16 protein-coding genes are annotated in these 17,853 nt (G+C 51.9%); 9 read left to right on the top strand and 7 right to left on the bottom strand.

The window, feature by feature from the left end:
* The first annotated feature begins 48 nt into the window (after positions 1–48).
* Entirely contained in the window at positions 49–624 is a 576-nt protein-coding gene (gene pduL, locus DWY25_RS13810; RefSeq protein WP_039864838.1) for a phosphate propanoyltransferase, read from the top strand.
* Positions 625–870: 246 nt separating this feature from the next.
* On the opposite strand, the gene DWY25_RS17765 is transcribed toward pduL, so the two are convergent.
* The 3 genes from DWY25_RS17765 to DWY25_RS13795 all read right to left on the bottom strand — a co-directional run bounded on the left by DWY25_RS17765 (position 871) and on the right by DWY25_RS13795 (position 4,400).
* Positions 871–2,205 (bottom strand): hypothetical protein, encoded by a 1,335-nt coding sequence (locus DWY25_RS17765; protein ID WP_181981835.1) that lies wholly within the window; start codon positions 2,203–2,205, stop codon positions 871–873.
* 12 nt (positions 2,206–2,217) lie between these two features.
* Positions 2,218–3,222: a phosphodiester glycosidase family protein gene (locus tag DWY25_RS13800; RefSeq protein WP_244925987.1), complete on the bottom strand. Its 1,005-nt coding sequence runs from the start codon at positions 3,220–3,222 to the stop codon at positions 2,218–2,220.
* Between the two features lie 170 nt (positions 3,223–3,392).
* On the bottom strand, positions 3,393–4,400 hold the full coding sequence (locus tag DWY25_RS13795; RefSeq protein WP_117895722.1) for an acyltransferase family protein: 1,008 nt from the start codon (positions 4,398–4,400) through the stop codon (positions 3,393–3,395).
* A gap of 196 nt (positions 4,401–4,596) precedes the next feature.
* Between DWY25_RS13795 and DWY25_RS13790 the strand changes: the two genes are divergently transcribed.
* Together DWY25_RS13790 and DWY25_RS13785 are read left to right on the top strand one after the other, a co-directional pair.
* Positions 4,597–5,385: a ZIP family metal transporter gene (locus DWY25_RS13790; protein WP_006059910.1), complete on the top strand. Its 789-nt coding sequence runs from the start codon at positions 4,597–4,599 to the stop codon at positions 5,383–5,385.
* Positions 5,386–5,538: 153 nt separating this feature from the next.
* Positions 5,539–7,410 (top strand): serine hydrolase domain-containing protein, encoded by a 1,872-nt coding sequence (locus tag DWY25_RS13785; protein ID WP_181981834.1) that lies wholly within the window; start codon positions 5,539–5,541, stop codon positions 7,408–7,410.
* 196 nt (positions 7,411–7,606) lie between these two features.
* On the opposite strand, the gene DWY25_RS13780 is transcribed toward DWY25_RS13785, so the two are convergent.
* Complete coding sequence (locus tag DWY25_RS13780) at positions 7,607–9,211, bottom strand: sensor domain-containing diguanylate cyclase (RefSeq protein WP_220412958.1); 1,605 nt, start codon at positions 9,209–9,211, stop codon at positions 7,607–7,609.
* A 421-nt stretch (positions 9,212–9,632) separates the two neighbouring features.
* On the opposite strand from DWY25_RS13780, the gene DWY25_RS13775 reads away from it, so the two are divergent.
* The 4 genes from DWY25_RS13775 to DWY25_RS13760 all read left to right on the top strand — a co-directional run bounded on the left by DWY25_RS13775 (position 9,633) and on the right by DWY25_RS13760 (position 14,100).
* Positions 9,633–11,312: an FMN-binding protein gene (locus DWY25_RS13775; protein ID WP_117895720.1), complete on the top strand. Its 1,680-nt coding sequence runs from the start codon at positions 9,633–9,635 to the stop codon at positions 11,310–11,312.
* Between the two features lie 240 nt (positions 11,313–11,552).
* The gene (locus tag DWY25_RS13770) at positions 11,553–12,425 is read left to right on the top strand and encodes a LytTR family transcriptional regulator DNA-binding domain-containing protein (protein WP_117895719.1); all 873 of its coding nucleotides are present in this window, start codon (positions 11,553–11,555) and stop codon (positions 12,423–12,425) included.
* Between the two features lie 110 nt (positions 12,426–12,535).
* The gene (locus tag DWY25_RS13765; RefSeq protein WP_117895718.1) at positions 12,536–13,375 is read left to right on the top strand and encodes an ABC transporter ATP-binding protein; all 840 of its coding nucleotides are present in this window, start codon (positions 12,536–12,538) and stop codon (positions 13,373–13,375) included.
* Positions 13,372–14,100 (top strand): ABC transporter permease, encoded by a 729-nt coding sequence (locus DWY25_RS13760; RefSeq protein WP_117895717.1) that lies wholly within the window; start codon positions 13,372–13,374, stop codon positions 14,098–14,100. Before DWY25_RS13765 ends, DWY25_RS13760 begins: the two co-directional genes overlap by 4 nt.
* Before the next feature lie 56 nt (positions 14,101–14,156).
* Here DWY25_RS13760 and DWY25_RS13755 read toward each other — a convergent pair whose 3' ends face one another.
* From DWY25_RS13755 to DWY25_RS13745, 3 genes are all read right to left on the bottom strand, one after another.
* The gene (locus tag DWY25_RS13755; RefSeq protein WP_117895716.1) at positions 14,157–15,515 is read right to left on the bottom strand and encodes a M14 family zinc carboxypeptidase; all 1,359 of its coding nucleotides are present in this window, start codon (positions 15,513–15,515) and stop codon (positions 14,157–14,159) included.
* 134 nt (positions 15,516–15,649) lie between these two features.
* Positions 15,650–16,147, bottom strand: coding sequence for an acetate and sugar kinases/Hsc70/actin family protein (locus DWY25_RS13750; protein WP_181981833.1), 498 nt, complete (start codon positions 16,145–16,147; stop codon positions 15,650–15,652).
* Positions 16,116–16,463 carry a hypothetical protein gene (locus tag DWY25_RS13745; protein ID WP_117895714.1) on the bottom strand — a complete coding sequence of 116 codons (348 nt, stop codon included), beginning with the start codon at positions 16,461–16,463 and terminating at the stop codon, positions 16,116–16,118. Before DWY25_RS13745 ends, DWY25_RS13750 begins: the two co-directional genes overlap by 32 nt.
* Positions 16,464–16,683: 220 nt before the next feature.
* Here DWY25_RS13745 and DWY25_RS13740 point away from each other — a divergent pair, with 220 nt between their 5' ends.
* Both DWY25_RS13740 and DWY25_RS13735 read left to right on the top strand, forming a co-directional pair.
* The gene (locus DWY25_RS13740) at positions 16,684–17,208 is read left to right on the top strand and encodes a hypothetical protein (RefSeq protein WP_117895713.1); all 525 of its coding nucleotides are present in this window, start codon (positions 16,684–16,686) and stop codon (positions 17,206–17,208) included.
* Entirely contained in the window at positions 17,205–17,828 is a 624-nt protein-coding gene (locus tag DWY25_RS13735) for a hypothetical protein (protein WP_117895712.1), read from the top strand. Before DWY25_RS13740 ends, DWY25_RS13735 begins: the two co-directional genes overlap by 4 nt.
* The last annotated feature ends 25 nt before the right edge of the window (positions 17,829–17,853 follow it).

Genomic DNA, 17,853 nt, shown 5'->3' with positions numbered 1-17,853 from the left:
GCCCATAAATTGACTATAATGAACATGAAAGAAAGAGGGAGTAAAATTATGTCAGAAGAAAAAGTATTAGTTGAAGTTTCCGCACGGCACATCCATCTGACCGATGCCGACGTCGAAGCTTTGTTCGGCCCAGGATACAAATTAACGGTTAAGAAGGAGCTGTCCCAGCCAGGCCAGTTCGCTTCCAACGAAAAGGTAACGATCAAAGGCGAACGCGGCGAAATGAAGCTGTCCGTTCTGGGACCAACCCGTCCTGAAACGCAGGTTGAGCTGTCGCTGACTGAAGCACGCACCGTCGGCGTCAAAGCGATGATCCGCGAATCCGGTGACATCGAAGGCACGCAGGGCATTACGATTATCGGCCCGGCCGGCTCGATTGAAATCACCAAGGGTGTGATCGCAGCGAAGCGGCATATTCACATGACCCCGGCTGATGCTGAAAAGTACGGCGTCACCAACGGTCAGATCGTTTCCGTGAAGATCGATACCGACGGCCGCAGCCTGACGTTCGGCGATACGGTTGTCCGCGTTTCTGAAAAGTACGCGCTGGCGATGCATATTGATACTGACGAAGCCAATGCGGCGGCGATTTCCGGTTCCGCCCTGGGCGAAATCATTAAATAAGGAACGAGCGTTTCCCGATATCAACTTAAAAAGCGGCGAGGTCCGCTTTTTTTGCGCTTTGTGCAGGGTTCATTGTTAAGCGTGAATCTGAGCTTTCGTCTTTCATCTCTAAACGCAAGGCCGTATGCTCCGCGGAATCAATTTTTGAGTTTACAAGCAGGTTAACGATCATCGTTACAGAAAAAGAAAACCGGGGTTTCCGGTTTTCCGTTGGGATGTGATTTTTTTTGTTGTTACGAGCTTTGTTTATTCCGTCTCCGTTTTCGCCTCCGGCTGAGTTTGATTGGCAATCACCAGATTGCTGCAAAGCCATTTGCCGTCGACGTTTAAGAATGTCATCTGATAGGTGTTGGAATAAGTCTGCGACTTCTCGCCTTCGATCGTAACGACATAATCGAACGAGATTGTGCCGGTGAAGCCGACGTCTTCGCCATAGCTGATCAAATCGCTGATATGCATGTTATCGAAACGATAGGAATCATGGGTGGAGAAGTAACGATTGACAAAGCTGGAAATCGCTTTGTAGTAATCCGTGCGGCGGTATAAATACTGCTGCAGATCGGAGAAGCGGGTGTCCTCGGAAATGTATTTCGCATAGGTCATCGCGGTGTCGCGGATTCGTGTCCGCATGATTTCCTCCATCGCTCCGTTTGGCTGATCCCCGAGGTAGAAGCGGTCGGCCAGCGCATCCTTGACGATGCTGTACTTCGTATCGTCCTGGGTTGTAACCGTCGGAACGCCGACGAGATTATCAATATGATAACGGGTGACTAACGGCGCCTGGTTCAGGTCAAACAAGTTGGAATAGGCGTCGGAGCTGACATTGCGCTCCGTGATGTAATTCTCGTTCAGCCGGATGCCGTTGACATAGACCTGCGCGTCGCCGAAGACTTCGATATAGAAGTTGCGCGCGTCGATGACGGTCCGCACGTTCCACTGCTTGGCCTCTTCATTGTAGATCAGCTCCAACGTCGAGATTCTCTGCTTGTCGACGATCATATCATAATAGAGGAACGTATCATTGGAATACGCTTTTTTGGAGAACACCGCTTTTTTCAGATCGACGCCCTCATAAATCGACTTCAGATACTCAACGTAAGGTTCTTTCTCATTGAATTGAGTGAAAATCACCGTGGAGTTTTCGTAAATCTTATCGTAGTTGTCCGCCTGAAGCAGATGAACGTAAGCGCTCATCGCCCCGTTCGGCGTACTTTTTTCATAGTTTTCCAAGACCTTCCAGGTCAAAAACATGATCGCGCTGCCCAAGATCATTAACACCAGGAACAGCTTCAACAGAAAATAGAGGAATTGCTGATTGGAAGAGTTGATCTTTCTGCGCTCCCGTTCGGAAGCTTCGCGGATCCGCTCGACCGATAAATGCCACAGATCGGTAGTTTCCTGTTTCCCTCCGGTATGACCTTCGGGGCTGTGATGCAGGACGGCTTCCGTTTTCTTCTTTTTTTTCTTCGGCGGATTGTCGGCCTTGGCTGGCTTTGCCGGACGTTTAGACGCCGGACTGCCCGCCGGTTTTTTCTTCTTCGGCGCGGCCGCCGGCTTTTTTTGTTCGTCGTTGTTGCTCATGAGGCCCTCCTGTTATTTCACGATAAAGGCGGTCGGTACCTTGCGGTCTCCGTTCATGGAAACCACGTTGTTGATAATCTGACCGTCGTAGACCATGACGGAGGAAGAACCGCCGTCCAGATTCGCCGCGTTCATCGCGCCGTATTGGGTCATGATGTCGATGCAGTCGGAATAGGAAGCGCCCAGACTGGTCGTCTGCCGGCCGTCGATGACTAACAACAGCACAGCGCCGTCTTCCCGCTGGCCGATGACGGTGCGCGGATTCACGCCGCCGCCGGTGCCGGTGACTTCAACCGGAACGTAATTGACAATGAAGATCGGTTTAAATGTAACGGCATCGCGCAGTCCGTATTCCAGTGCCTGTCGGCCGGTCATGTTGCCGACGATCAGCTTGTTCTGCTCGTTGAAGCCGATCACGGAATTGTAATCGTCTAAACCGCCGCTGACCAGCTCGCCGTCCTGAATGACGATGCCGTAGGGAATTCCGCCGGTTCCCTGACCGTTGGGATCGTCGAAGCCCCCGGCGTTGATGCCGGCGATCGCGTCGTTCGCTTTGACGTATTCCTCTACGAAGTAACCCTCGTTGCTGTTGTCCAGGTCGGAATTGACCGCCAGATGGATTCGCGAAGGATCGTAGACAATCATCAGCTTGCCCTCGTAGGTCGGACCTTTGATATCAATAATTTCAATTTTATCTTTCTTGCTTTCGTCGATGACGAAATCGGTTTCTGAATCCGTGATTTCATCCGTATCGCTGACGGAGTTGCGGTTCATGATCGTTTCCATTTCCTCTTCCGAGAAAAACAGCCGGGCGATACTCTTTAACGTCCGGGTTTCCATCATTGTGCTTGTCAGCAGGTTGCTGACGGTGACCGACGGACCTTTCAGCACGATCATCGCCGAGCCGTAGACTGTAATCATGCCTGCCAGGATCAGAACGCCGGCGATCATATACGTTTTCTGTAAAATCGTAAAGGGTTTGATTTTCCGCGTGCGGTTTCGCTTTCGCTTTGCCACCCAATCCCACCTTTCTATCTCTTGGAACTTTACATTAATTGATCTGCCGAAAGATTACATTTCAGCTCAGATCAGGCTTTTTAACAGGTTCGTGTATCATTATAGTATAAAAGCGAGAAATTGTCATAGAAAAAATCTTTCATTCGGCGAACACTTTTGTAAGGATCGGTCTATTTCAGAAACGGCAGCCACTTGCGGATGATCGCCGTCATGATCATCGTCAGCGGGAAGACAAAGCAAAACCGTACCGCGCCGTTGGTTAAATACAGCGAACCCAACAAGATTTCGCCCAGCTCCAGAAACATCGCGTGACAGAAATAGATGACGGTGCTCGACTCGCGCAGGGCTTTGAAATTCAGTTTCCAATCCAGCCTTGTCCGCAACAGCCCCGCGAACCAGTACAAGGTAAACGGCACGGTCATTAAATACATGTTGTAATCCAGCGCCCAGTGGAAGTGCCGCACGGTAAACGCTTCGACGACCAGCAGCCCAAACGCCGCGGCCGCCTTGGCAAACGGATGGCGGATCGCCTCCACCCGGTTCTGATCCGCCAGCGCCATCCCCAGCGCGACGAACAGCACGCCGAAGAACAGGCCGTTGCGGGTCGTGAACATTAACAGGAAGTACGTGTTGACCGATTGCAGCAGGATTTCATTGGTGATCAGTCCGTGGTACGTTTCGATCAAGCCGAATAAAAACAACACGCCGCCCAAGATCAATAAGGCCTTCATTGAAAATTTCTTTAAAAACAAATGACAGAACACCATCGCGAAGATCAGAGCCGACATATACCACAGATGAAAGTAGGTGCCGATGTTGAATAGCGCGATCGGCAAGGCTGCCAGCCACAGCGCTCCGCTGATCTCCATCATGCTGCCCAGCTTGTGCATGCCGAAGGGAATATAGATCACGCTCCAGATCAGATACAGCTTGATCAACCGCTTGATGTAGCTGCGGAAGTAATTCTCATCTTTGTGGCAGCGGCCGATCTGCATGAAATAACCGGCGGAAATAAAGAAAAACGGAATGACGATTCTTCCTAATATATTACTTGTGACAAAGCCCAGATCAGGCCAGACTTCATAAAAGGGATAAGTGTGGACGACGATGACGAGAAACGCGCAGACAAATTTCATCACATCGACGGCAGGGTACTGATGGGTTTTGGCAGAGGTCATGGTATCGCTCCTTTAATCTACTCTGTTTTTAATAGGATACCACATTTAAGAAACAGGTGGGTATAAAACTGTTCGCTCTGAAAGAAAGATGAAAGAATTGAAAGCTCGAAAGCGTTGGAATTGACTTTCTTTGCGGCTTTCTCTACAATGAACTTATAAAGTTAAATATATCTAACATAACGAAGGAGGAGTGAAGATGAATGCAATTGCTTATGCGGCCCTGGGCACCGGATTTACGTTTCTTTTGACTTCGGCCGGCGCGGCGGTCGTCTTCTTTTTTAAAAATCAAATCGGCGGGAATATCCAGAAGGGATTTCTCGGCTTTGCGGCCGGGGTGATGGTTGCGGCTTCGGTGTGGTCATTGTTAATCCCGGCGATCAGCGAGGCAGAGGCGATGGGCTTGGTCGGTTGGGTGCCGGCGGCGCTCGGCTTTGCGGCGGGCGGCGTGTTCCTGTATGGTTTGGACCATCTGCTTCCGCATCTGCATTTGGAAGAGAAACAGCCTGAGGGACTCAGCACAAACTGGAAAAAGACGACACTGTTGGTTTCCGCGGTGACGCTGCACAATATTCCTGAAGGGATGGCCGTGGGTCTGGCATTCGCGATGGCGGCGCAGCATCAGGATCCGGCGATGATGTCGGCGGCGATGGCGCTGGCAATCGGCATCGGAATTCAGAATTTCCCGGAAGGCGCGGCGATTTCACTGCCGCTGCGGCAGGAAGGCTTCAGCCGATTCAAAGCGTTTCTTTACGGCAGCCTGTCGGGGATCGTTGAACCGATCTTTGGGATCCTGACCGTTCTGGCTGCTTCGCAGATCGCGGGTCTGATGCCGTGGCTGCTTTCATTCGCGGCCGGGGCGATGATCTTTGTCGTCGTCGAGGAACTGGTTCCTGAAGCCCATTTGGGTGAACATACCCACATCGGTACGCTCGGCTTCATGCTGGGCTTTCTGATCATGATGATTCTCGACGTTGCGCTTGGTTGAGCGAAAAAAGAAAAAACGCATGATGGAACAAGCTTGGCCGATTCTTTATTGAAAATTGAAGGCAGGACGGACATTCGCGGCTGACCGCGCGAACCGTCCTGTCTTTTCTTTTTAATATGCGGTATAATGAACAAAAATAAGGAGTGGAAAGTTATGGATTGTGAATGGAGTAAAAGAACCTCGGACTTTTTAAGCATGACGCTGGCCAAGGATTATACCTCAGTTTCCTATGCCCTGCAAATCAACGGCGAGCTGGCGGCGGCCGATGCTTTGGGCTGGCAGGATCAGCCGGGAAAAATCGCGGCAACCCCGCAATGCACCTATAACGTGGCTTCGGTATCGAAAATTTACTGCACCGCGGCGGTGATGATCTTAGTCCAGCGTGGTTTGGTGGAGCTGGATGCGCCGGTCGTTCAGTATGTGCCGGATTTTAAAATGCTCGATGAAGATTATAAAAAAATCACGGTACGGCATTTGTTAAACCACGCCAGCGGGCTGCCGGGAACGCAGTGGAAAGGCTTTTCCGTCACGGCGTTAACGGAGCGGGATTATTATCAGGAAGTGCTCGACTACCTGGCGATCAGTCATCTGAAAGCGAAGCCGGGCGAATATTCAGTTTACTGCAACGACGGCTTCACCCTGGCGGAAATCGTTGTCGCGCGCGTCAGCGGTCAGCGGTACAGCGAGTTTCTGCGCGAGAACATCACGGATCCGATCGGAGCCGGTTCGACCCGAACGATTGAAAACCGCAATCCGGAGAATCCGTTAGTCCATGAAAAAAAGAAGCCGGCAGAGCTGTTGTTAGTCGAGGGCGCAGGCGGTCTGACGACGTCGATGATCGACCTGTGCAAATTCGGCCAGCTGTTCTTAACGGAAAATCCGGTGCTGAGCGAAGCGAGCAAGCGGGAAATGGCGAAGAAACAGGGCGTTTCCTTTTTGCCGCAGGATCAGAAAAGTCCAGCCTACGGCTTGGGCTGGGATACCGTCGATTTCCGCGATCCGGATTTTGATCTGGGCGAAGGGGTACTGCGCAAGGGCGGCAACAGCTTTCAGTTCACCTCTCAGCTGCTTGTTATTCCGAAGTACAATGCGGTGCTGGCGATCAGCGAAACCCATGACTGCAAGATCGACGTGACTCAGGCGGCGCTGCATATTTTAGCGCAGTGGCTGCTGGACAAGCAGGGAATTTCGATCTACCGCCGGTCGCAGGCTATTCCGCAGGCGGTTTCCGAGACCTGCTGCGGCACCTATCTGATGCCCAGCGCGATCGTTAAGATTGCGATGCAGGGCGCGACCGCGCATTTTCAGGAAACGCCGCTGAAAGCGCAGGCTTATCCATGGGAAACCTACCTGCGCTATGACGGAAGCCGCTGGATCGCGAATGAAAAAGTCAATTATTTCTTTGCTGAAGCTCAAGGCGATCAGTATCTGATGAGTGAGATGAACGGCCAGACCTATCCGGTCGCGATGAAGGCAAAATCTTTTAAACCGTTAAGCGATGTCTGGAACCAGCGTCTGAATCAGCGGTATGTCGTCGTCAACCCGAGTCCGGAGGATCTGGTCATCGGAGAGATCATGACGGGCTTCAGCCTGCAGGCACTGCCGGGCTTTGAGGGCATCATGGTCGCGTCATTCAGCGGCCGGCAGGGCAGCGACGTGTACAGCGGCGGCTTTGACGGCAGCTTTATCCCGGCTGATGAGAATCATGGCCGGGGTTTCCTGCGCACGCCGTGCAACGGCAGCCGCGATCTGATCGATCCTTATTTCTTCACCCAGGGTGAGGCAGAACTGTGCGAGGTGGCTTCCTACCGATATCAGCGGACGGATACGCTGCCGGTCTACGAAGGCCAGGGCTTCGCTGAGCAGCCGCAGACGTTCCGGCTGGAGCAGCGCTTCGACGGGACCTTGAGCGTTCCGGAAGGCCGCCGCTTGATGGTGCTGGACGAGGATCTCAACGTCGTTGGGGACACTTTGAGCGAAGATCAGATTCAGTCCGCAACGAGCGGTTATCTGCTTTTGATCTGACCTGAGCTTTTCCCTATTTCCAAAATAATCAGGCTGGAATCCGGATGGATCCGGATAAGCAGAGAAAAAAGATAAGACGCCGAATGCGCAGGGAGTGATCCTGCGGTCAGCGTCTTTTTATATTCCATAGGATGAACGCTTCAGGAGGAAGCGGATGACAGGAACGCTAATTCATGGTGGAGCTTCAAAGGTAACCCTAAGCGTGCGCGAAGCCGCCGTCATGCGACGATTTGGCTTCGTACAGAGCGGCGTCGGCAACTTTAGCCAGCTGCGCATAATTGCTTCCGCGGCGTACGATCACCGCCCCAGCGGATAACGTGATATTCGGCATGTGCCGGCGCGCAGATTCGCTGACTAACGAAGTATTGATGTCGCCGACGATCTTTTGGGCCACGGTGTAGTCCTGCGTATTGGCGATAAAGATCGCGAATTCATCGCCGTGCAGCCGGGAAGCCAAGTCCACGGTGCGGATACGGCCGATGATCATCTGGGCCGCCAACTTGATCACTTCGTCGCCAACCTGATGACCATAATTGTCGTTGATCGTTTTAAAATGATCGCCATCCAGCATGATCAATATGCCGGCGTCAGTTTCCTGCATGTTCTGGATTTGTTCCGTTACATTCTGACGGAAGGATTTAAAATTCATCGTGCCGGTTAAATCGTCGATCGCCGCCGCTTTCTGCGCCGCTTTCAAGGCGATTTCCAGCCGCTTCTGGGTCTGACCCAATTCGACGTAGGCCTGCTGCAGCTCGCGCGTGTTCCATTCCTTGCGTATACGGCTCAAACCGTAGACCAAGATCAGTTCCAAAACCAAAAATGGAAGCAGCCAGACCTGCGCGGTGGCGCCGAGCAGAGACCCCAGCGGCACCAGAATCAAAATTTGATAATCTTCTCCGGGGCTGAGATAGCCGTAGACCTGCCGCGAACCCAGCTTGATCAGCGAAGCCTTCCGCGGCTGATCGAGTAAGGTCTGAAGGCCATGCTCGCTCTGCTTGCGAAACTGAGCGAAGGCTTCGGCCGCTTCGGCCTGTTCTTTCGCCTTCTGCCATGCCTCGGTTCCTTCTTCCAAGGCCTCCATGGCGGCCCGAGCCTGCTGCAGCGCGGTTTGGGCTGCCGCGGCGTCGGCGGTCAGGGTGCTGCCCAGATAGGCTTCCTCGGTGCTGCCGATGATCGTGCCGTTGGCGTCATAGACCAACAACTGTTCCTGGTCATAACTGCCCAGTTCGCGGACTAACTGCTGGATATTGCCCATCTTGATATCGTAGGCGAATACCGTTTCCTGATCCGGCTGCAGCTGGGAGATCGTGGAAAGAATGTAATGATTGGCGTAGCTCATATACGGCGGCGTGAAGACGATCGCGCCCTGTCCTTGAACGGCGTCTTGATACCAGGGTCTGTCCTGCGGCCGGTAACCGGTGCTTTCATATTGCGAATACGGCGTATCCCAGCTGTACAGATAACGATCCTGATACACCATATAAACGCCGTCGAAAGTATCGCCTTCTATGGCCGCCAGCTTGCGGTCCAGCGTTTTCAGATCATCCCAGATGACGTCAGGGTCCGGATGCGCGTCCAGGGTCTGCTGAAGCAGCTGCGCGAACAGCTGGAAAGAATGCGTGTAGTCCGCCATAACGCCGCCGAGCTTTTCCTGCGCCTGCTCGCCGCGCTGGGCTAACACTTGCTGGATGTGCCGCGTTTCCTGAACGGCGATCAGACTGCCGGCCATCAGATTGACGATGAGAAAAAATAAGCCGAGAACGAGCTGGCGGTGCGGAACTTTTCTGCTTGACGCTTTCAATGGAACTCCCCCTTACTGAAAAAAAGCGGAAACCGCCGTTTTTACGGGATAACGCTGAAAAACGGCGGGAAACGGAAACTTGAAAAATAATGAAAACTGAAGATGAATGGATAATAGACTTGGTACTTATAATTCAATGATAAATCATTGTTAGGAAAAAAGCCAATTTATTCGTGCAGGGCTGAATCATTCGTTCGATTTCTAGCATAATTTAGATTGAGTTTAGAATTGTGGAGCACGGATAAACGTCGGAATGGCCGCGGTCAGGAAAACTTCCCGTTCTCCATTCCTTATCCGATGTCCATTCCTTAACTGTGTTTATCCATAATAGTTCTATGATAATCCATACTGTCTGAAGCAAACGACTGTCCTGGTTTATCAGGTCATGCTATGCTGAAATCACCACAGGGAGGAAAAAGTTATGAAAAAATGGATTCGGCTTCTGGCCGCGGCCGCGCTGTTGATTTCCGCAGCGGCCTGCAGTGCTCCGGAAGCCAAAACTGAAACCTTGGAAGGCAAGGGCAATGGTTTCGGCGGTTTGATCACCGTTACCGTCACACGCAAGGACGGGAAGATTACAGACGTCAAAGCGATCGGCGATCAGGAAACGCAGGGCATTGGTTCGCAGGCGATCGAACAGCTGCCGCAGGCGATCGTGAAAGCCAACTCCACTGACGTCGATAATGTCAGCGGAGCGACGTTCTCCAGCCAGGGAATCAAGGACGCGGTCAACAATGCGCTGGATCCGCAAGCCTATCCGTATGTCGAAAAGGCGGAGAAGGAAGAAAAGCCGAAGGAAGTCGCGGCATCCGATCTTTATCAGGGGTTGGCCGTCGTATCCAACGGCCGCTTAGGTCCGGGCAAGGATGACAAGGAAGTCTCCGTTTACAGCTTCAACGAAGTGGTGCTGAGCGCTTTGTTTGATAAAGAGGGTAAAATTCTGGATCTGAACATCGACGAACTGGAAGTCGCGACGCCGAATTACGACGGCGCGGATATGCCGCAGTTCTCCGGATTCCCGGAACAAGGCGGATACAACAACGATGAAAATCATGACGGCAAGGTTGAAGGCAAGACGGCTGACAGCGAAGAACAATTCTTAGCTGAATTCGATACCTGGAAGACCAAGCGCGAACGTGGCGACAGCTACAAGCTGAACAGCGGCACCTGGGCGAGTGAGATGGATGTTTTCGAACAGCTGTTTGTCGGCAAGACGGTCGCTGAAGTCGAAGACTGGTTTGCCAAGTACACCGACGCCAACGGCCGGCCATTGCACGCGGAAGCCAAGAGCGACGAAGACAAGGCGAAGTTCAGCGCCCTGACCGATGATGAAAAGAAGATGCTGGAAGACGTCCGCACCGGCGCGACGATTTCCCTGAAAGATCCGCACGGCGATTTCATTACGGCTTTGAAAAAAGCTTATGAGCTGCGTCAGCCGTTAGACGTCAAGGAAGCAGCGGCGGAAGGACTCGGCCTTGCTTCCAACGGTCGTGTCGGACCGGGCAAGGATGATCAGGAGGTTCAGGTTTACAGCTTTAATACGCTGGTGGCCAGCGCTCTGTTTGACGCTGAAGGCCGGATCGTTTCACTGAAGCTGGATGAAATGGAAGTTGCGACGCCGAACTATGATGGCGCGGATATGCCGCAGTTCTCCGGATTCCCGGGGCAGGGCGGATACAACAATGATGAAAATCATGACGGCAAGATTGAAGGCAAGACGGCCGATACTGAAGATCAATATCTGGCTGAATTCGATACCTGGAAGACCAAGCGCGAACGCGGCGACAGCTACAAGCTGAACAGCGGCACCTGGGCGAGCGAAGCCGATGTGTTTGAGAAGCTGTTTGTCGGCAAGACGATCGCTGAAGTTGAAGACTGGTTTGCCAAGTACACCGACGCCAACGGCCGGCCATTGCAGGCGGAAGCCAAGAGCGACGAGGACAAGGCGAAGTTCAGCGCCCTGACCGACGATGAAAAGAAGATGCTGGAAGACGTCCGCACCGGCGCGACGATTTCTCTGAAAGACGGACATGGCGATTTCATCCAGGCGATTAAAAACGCCTATGAAAATCGTCGTCCGATTGCATTGAAAGGTGAATAAAAACGGCGATCCTCTGCCGGATACTTTATACCCTTTCAAATTCGATAGATCTCAATTTAAAAAGACGAACGCTGTCATGGACGTTCGTCTTTTTTCACTTCTGCTTACCTTTGTGTCTGATCTGAATCAACCCAAAGAGGAAATCCGCGGACAAGGGAAGACGAAGAATTTAAGAAAGATTTCATTTCTGGCGTAAAGAATGTGATGTAAAATAAGACAAGCAGAAAGGCAGGGGAATCGATGAAGGATACTTGGAAGCGGCAGCTGTTAGACAGCGGCGAACGCTTAATTCATATCGAATGTGACGATCAGGGAAGCCGAAGGCTGCGCGAAAGTCTGCGTCAGGAGGTTTCGCTGGGCATCGTCCAAAGGCAGGAAGCCTTTTATGAGGAAATGAAAACGGCGGAATACCTGCGCTTTTTCGCCCGCCTGTTCCGTTCGGTCTGTTCGGTCGAAACGGCGATGGAAACGATGCGGTTATCCGCACAAGCGCAGACGCCGGTCGGAAAACTCGATTTTTCCCAGCGCCGCCGGCTGGCGATCGCCCGGGAAATGCTGCGGCAGCCGCAGATTCTGTGGATTGAGGAGCCGCTATTAAATTTAGATGAAACCAGCCGGGCTCTGATTCTGGACTGGTTAGAACAGCGTTCATCGCTGCGCGTCATAACGACGACGATGTCGCTAAAGCTGTTGTATCTGCTTCCCGGGGCTGCTTTTACGCTGGATGCGGACGAGCTGGTGGAACTGAACAACGAGGCGGAGGTTCTGCCGCCTCATCCTGGCGATAAAATTCCGGTCAAGCTGGAAGATAAAATTCTCGTCTTTGATCCCCAGGAAATTGACTATGCGGAAAGCGTCCGGGGCAAATGCCGGATCGTTGTGCGCGGCAACGAGTTTATCACGTCCTCGACAATTCAGGAACTGGAAGACCGGTTAGTCCGCTATGGCTTTTTCCGCTGTCATCGTTCCTACTTAGTCAATATGGAAAAGGTCAAGGAGCTGATCCGCTGGACGCGGAATTCCTATGGGCTGAAATTAAAAACGCAGCCTGATGTTGATATCCCGTTAAGCAAGGGCCGTGTCGATGAGCTGAAACGGCTGTGGAATCTTTAACCGGCCGGCAGCTCCGTTGAACGGCGGATCTGCTCCGCTGGTTCATCCGCGGTTGTCCCGGACCGGCGTTTCCGATATAATCAAGCCGGCATCGAAAGGAGGATTCCATGATGGAAGAATGTATCCGGATCACCAACCTGACGAAGACCTTTCAGGGGAAGACGGCGCTGAACCAATTGAACTGCGTTGTCAGGCAAGGGGAGATTTACGGTTTTCTCGGCCCCTCCGGGGCTGGAAAGACCACGACGATCAAGCTGCTGACAGGCCAGCTGAGTCCGCAGTCCGGCGAGCTGACGGTATTGGGGCAGCCGGTGGTGTGCGGCCGCGGTTCTCTGTATTCGCAAATCGGCGTTTTGACCGATACCAGCGGGTTTTATGAAAAAATGACGGTCAGGGAAAATCTCAGACTGTTCGCCCGGATTTCCCAAACATCCCAGACCCGTGTTCAGCAGGTGCTGACGCAGCTGGGACTGGCCGACCATCAGAACAAGAAGGCTGAAAAGCTGTCCCGCGGCATGAAGCAGCGGCTGATGTTTGCGCGGGCGATTCTGCACCAGCCAAAGCTGTTGTTTCTGGACGAACCGACGGCGAATCTCGATCCTGCGACTAGCGCGGACGTGCATGCTCTGATCCGTGAGATGAACCGCCAGGGAACGACGATTTTTCTGACGACGCACAATATGGAAGAAGCCCAGGAACTCTGCGATCGCGTCGCTTTTTTAAATGAGGGACATCTTGTTGAGGAAGGCACCCCTCAGGCGCTGCGGCTGAAATATGCCGAAGATAGCGTGGAGCTGCGCTACCAGGACGGCACGACCCTGCGGGTGCGCAAGGAGCCGGAAGCGATCCGGGAAGCGTTAAAACACGAAGGCAGGCTGCTGACGATTCATTCGCAGGAACCTGATCTTAAAACGATCTTTTTACAACTGACAGGGAGGGATTTACGATGAAGCTGAGAAGTCATGTTATGGCCGCCTTGCTGCAGAAGGATCTGAAAATGACGCTGATCAATAAGAATACGCTGGTCATGTTGATCCTGCCGGTTGTGTTCGCCGTCTTGTATGGCTATGTCATCCCGATGACTCAGACCCGCGAATCAACGAATTATATCATCGCGCTTTGTCAGATCATGAATCTGGCGATGACGCCGATCAGCTTATTGAGCATGATGGTCGCGGAGGAAAAAGAAAAGAACACGCTGCGCACACTGATGCTTTCCGATGTGTCCGCAGAAGAATTTCTGCTGAGCAAATCGCTGGTCGCCCTCTTTTTAATGACGATCATCGCGATTGCCGACTTTCTGATTTTAAAAGGAGCGCCGGAACTTTTTGCGGTTTATCTGATCAGCGGCACCCTGGCGGCGATCAGCCTGTTGTTTCTGGGGGCGATGATCGGGTTGTTATGCAAGGACCAGATGGCAACCGGCACGCTGTCGGCGCCGTTTATGATTTTTATTATGCTGCCGGCGGTCTTCTCGACGATGAATCCAACGATTCACCTCATCGCGCAGTTTCTGCCGACTACGGCGTTTATCGATCTGATGATGCGTCAGGCCGCAGGGTTGCCGCTGATCAGCGGCGAAGGCTTGATGAGTCTGACGGTCATGCTTGTCTGGGCAGCCTTAGGCGCGCTGGCATTTAACCAGGTCTATCGCCGCAAGGGAATCGACGGATAAAACAAGAAAAAAACATAGAAAAAGGAAAATCCGAAACACGATTTTCCTTTTTTTCTTTATTTAGAACGAAGGAGATCGGCCACGAGCATACCGCTTTCCAGCTGCACGCCAATCAGGCTGCGAATCGGAACGACGGAATAATCGATATCGTTTTCCAACTCTGCCGCTAACTTGTCGAAACCGCTCTGCGCCTGTTCCAGCGCGGTCTTGGCCAGCTGCGGATCAATATCGGTGTGCTCAATTGCGTAATTGATCGCGCGCACGCTCAAGCCCCAGCTCAGCAGTGTGTAGAAACGCGTGATATCGAGGCAGTCGAAGGCTTCCGATTCCTTGCACGGCTGCTGGTAAGCTTCCGTCTTTTTATAATAATCAATCTGTGCCTGCGTGGACGCGTCGTTTTTATCCACGGAAAGCAAAACAATCTTCGGGAACGGATTATCCTCTGTCAGCCACGGCTTAACCGGATCCAGGATCTTGCCGATCTGTTCAATCTGATCATGATTGACCTGTTCGCCCTTGATCGCTGCTTCCGCGCGGGTGAACGGCATGATCGTGTCCGAAACAATTTTGCGGGAGAAGAAATAAGGTAGCTCGGCGACCAGCGTGTAGGTGCCGTATTGAGAAGCGTAATCGTCGGAGCTGGTGCCGCAGCTCATCATCGCTTCCGGATGTTCCATACTTTGCTCATAGTAATCGTAAGAATCTTTGGAACCCGTCATTTTGTAGCAGGCCGGGGCGTATTGCGTGACGTAAACCATTTCCGGTTCGCCCAGATTCAGCGGGACATTCTGCTTTTCCGCCGCTTTGTAGAAACCGTCCCATAAACTTGGCTCATCGCCGGATACATACCAATATGCGCCGCCGAAGCCGGCATTGTGCAGCGAATACATGAATTCCGGTTTCACGCGGTCGATGATGTTCATCAGCACCTGAGTTTCCGGAATCGGCGTTGTCCAGCTGTAATTTTTGTAAGTGAACGGGAACGTCCATTCCGCTTGTTCCGAGCCGACCGGACGGAAGAAATTCCGGGCGTAATTGGTAATCGTAAACGGTCCCTTGAACCAACCTTCGTTCAGCTTTGTGCCGTCGACGTCGATGCTTTTGATCAGATACCAGGTATAACCCAGTTCGCGGCGCAGTGCTTCATCTTCGCATAAACGGCGTGAGAAATATTCCAGCATCATCGCGCCCATCGGTTCGTTTGGATGCGGACAGCCGAACATAAAGGCGTTCTTCGGGCCGTCGCCGATCTTCAGGCAGTAGATCGGATGACCGCCGCGGGAGGTTCCCTCTTGCGTGACCGTGACCAGATCCGGATAGTCTTCGGCCAGCTTCAGAGTGCTGGCGTCCATTTCATCCACGGTCAAAAAATGGTCGTAGGCCGGGATTTCGTCGATTAATTTTTTAAAGTCCATGCTTTGTATCTCCTTTCAGCAAGTAGATTCATTTTATCATGGGCAGTTCCTTTTGGGCGGTGCTTTCTGAAAAAAGAATGCTGAAAATGCGAAAAAGATCTTTTCCCGCTTGTAACAATTTTCAATCCGTGGATTTACAGAATTGTCAATACTGCGCCCAGCGATGCAGCGTAAGGCGCGTGATCGGGGATCAGAAAGTTCACGTTATAGATCCGGCTCATCCTATCATAAAGCGGTTTGGCCTGCGGCAAGACAGCCAGCGCGCCGGTCAGCACAATCGTTCGGGTTGTGTCCTGACGTACTGCCAGGATTGCCATAACGCCGATCGTTTCCAGAATCATATTGATGAGTCCGGCGGCCTGGTCTGCGGCGCTGCCCCGAGCGTCCAGCTTTCCGAAATTCGCGGCGGTCAGATCGGAATTCAGCGTCTGCATCGTATCGCGGGTCAGATCGCCGACCTTCAGATCGACATTCGCGGAATGACCGGAGAGCGACAGCTGGATAAAATCCGCGGTTTCCATTCCGGTTAGCCGCAGCGCCAGTCCCGCCAGCGTGCCGCCTCCGACACCGGTGCCGCCGATATGTCGGATCCGGGCATGATCAGCCCGGATTAGCGCTGTTCCGGTGCCCATACTGACAGCCAGAATATCCTGCTGCCGCTAAAGCTTGCGCACCCTGGCCCACGGCTTGCATTTCGTCGATTTTTAATGGTTCTTTTCCGATCACCGGACCTTCGATAAAAGAACTCCCGACGCCGGTCATCGCCATGCTTTCCACTTCTTCCTCATCCCTTCCCTGTGTTTTTAAAAAGGCATGAACCGCGGCGGTCAGCGCTGCGGATGTGCGGATCGATGGACATTGGGTTTCAGCGAGAAGCTTGCCGTGAGGATCGCAGAGCAGCAATTTTGTAGCGGACCCTCCCAGATCTGCGCCTAAATATAGTTTCATAAAGATCTTCATCCTTTCTGCGGGCGTATGAATAAGTTAGTTATACCGTGATCGGAATGATTCCGCAATCATTTTATCTCTCTATAAATAAGGAAAGAGATCATTCGTGAATTCCGTTCAAAGTTAGAATGAATTAAAAACTTTCCCCATTGAAAATGGGATATCTAACCGTTTTATAACCACCCCTTGATAGAATGAGGGTGTCTTGGAGGTGAACAGTATGCGGAAAGGGTTAATTCTTAGTTTGATGGCAATGTTGTTGGTGATGAGTCCAATACGAATATTAGCGGATTCAGCGACACCGGAGCCGGAAACTGAACAAATCGAAGATGAAGAAACACCGCAGGCTGCCCGCAGAAATCAGGACTCTGCGCTCCTCTTTGCTTTCCTTGCTGCCGGCATCCTGGTGATTGCGGCCGCATTCAAAACAAAGAATCAGAATCTCAGCTTGTTTGTTAACCAAGTGGATTCCAACGGAGACGGCAGTTATACAGTCACCTGGGGTTATAAGAATCCCAAGCGTTCCAAGATCCAATACGACAAGGAGGAAGCTGGTTTAAAAGTAAAACGGGGTACTGCAATCGTCCTGAAGAAAGCAGAGCCGACAGTGTTTGAACCGGGAATCCACAAAGACGCTATCATTACGGTCATTAACGACGAAACTGAAATCGAATGGATTGCAGGAAATCAGAAGATCGGCGTTAATGGAAAAATGATCAAAGATAGAAAGGAGGAACGAGAATGAAGATTAAGAACAGGTTTGACAGAGTATTAAAGATGCTGACCGTCTTCGCGATGACGTTGTCCTGCTTTACGGATATGCCGATCCGGGTTGTGGCGGAAAGCTTTGATGTCGATTCTGTAATCAGCATTGAATCACACAACAACGGGACCGATGCGAATGATAGCGAAGCGAGCTTAGCTGTAAGCGTTACTGTCAATGGTCAGACAGTAACAGCGCCGAAATCAGTCGCACCGGGCACCCTGACCGTAAGAGCCAACGAAGGTTACGAAATTGATTCAATGATTTTGGACGGTACGGAATTCAATGAATCCACAGACGTCCAGGCAGGGGAACATTCTCTTAACATCACGGCTCATTCAACAGCTTCTCAGAGTAATGAATCTGAAGAAATCCAACAGCCGGATCCAACGGTGGAACCTACACCAACGATTACTCCTGATCCAACACCGGAGGTGAGTGAGGATCCGAAGGAAACGAACACTCCAGAGGTGACAGAAACTCCAGATGCAGATCCGACGGAAACCCCGGCTGTAACGGAAGAACCAACGGATTCAACTGCTAATAAATATCAATTGGCAATTTCTCATATATTAAAAGAGGCTGTGACAGATAAGGGATAGGAAAAAATAAAAAAATGCGTAACTT

Origin of the sequence: Holdemania filiformis (assembly GCF_003459085.1) — a bacterium.
In the GTDB taxonomy this organism is placed as follows: Bacteria; Bacillota_I; Bacilli_A; order Erysipelotrichales; family Erysipelotrichaceae; genus Holdemania; species Holdemania filiformis.
Note: the sequence above shows the minus strand (reverse complement) of the source record. Positions and strands in the feature narration are given on the sequence as shown.

What these genes read in the sequence shown, in the direction of transcription:
- pduL (WP_039864838.1), top strand. Translation starts at nt 49, where the DNA reads ATGTCAGAAGAAAAAGTATTAGTTGAAGTTTCCGCACGGCACATCCAT.
- DWY25_RS13775 (WP_117895720.1), top strand. Translation starts at nt 9,633, where the DNA reads ATGAAAAAATGGATTCGGCTTCTGGCCGCGGCCGCGCTGTTGATTTCC.
- DWY25_RS13755 (WP_117895716.1), bottom strand. Translation starts at nt 15,515, where the DNA reads ATGGACTTTAAAAAATTAATCGACGAAATCCCGGCCTACGACCATTTT.
- DWY25_RS13770 (WP_117895719.1), top strand. Translation starts at nt 11,553, where the DNA reads ATGAAGGATACTTGGAAGCGGCAGCTGTTAGACAGCGGCGAACGCTTA.
- DWY25_RS13745 (WP_117895714.1), bottom strand. Translation starts at nt 16,463, where the DNA reads ATGAAACTATATTTAGGCGCAGATCTGGGAGGGTCCGCTACAAAATTG.
- DWY25_RS13740 (WP_117895713.1), top strand. Translation starts at nt 16,684, where the DNA reads ATGCGGAAAGGGTTAATTCTTAGTTTGATGGCAATGTTGTTGGTGATG.
- DWY25_RS13750 (WP_181981833.1), bottom strand. Translation starts at nt 16,147, where the DNA reads ATGGGCACCGGAACAGCGCTAATCCGGGCTGATCATGCCCGGATCCGA.
- DWY25_RS13735 (WP_117895712.1), top strand. Translation starts at nt 17,205, where the DNA reads ATGAAGATTAAGAACAGGTTTGACAGAGTATTAAAGATGCTGACCGTC.
- DWY25_RS13760 (WP_117895717.1), top strand. Translation starts at nt 13,372, where the DNA reads ATGAAGCTGAGAAGTCATGTTATGGCCGCCTTGCTGCAGAAGGATCTG.
- DWY25_RS13790 (WP_006059910.1), top strand. Translation starts at nt 4,597, where the DNA reads ATGAATGCAATTGCTTATGCGGCCCTGGGCACCGGATTTACGTTTCTT.
- DWY25_RS13765 (WP_117895718.1), top strand. Translation starts at nt 12,536, where the DNA reads ATGGAAGAATGTATCCGGATCACCAACCTGACGAAGACCTTTCAGGGG.
- DWY25_RS13795 (WP_117895722.1), bottom strand. Translation starts at nt 4,400, where the DNA reads ATGACCTCTGCCAAAACCCATCAGTACCCTGCCGTCGATGTGATGAAA.
- DWY25_RS13785 (WP_181981834.1), top strand. Translation starts at nt 5,539, where the DNA reads ATGGATTGTGAATGGAGTAAAAGAACCTCGGACTTTTTAAGCATGACG.
- DWY25_RS17765 (WP_181981835.1), bottom strand. Translation starts at nt 2,205, where the DNA reads ATGAGCAACAACGACGAACAAAAAAAGCCGGCGGCCGCGCCGAAGAAG.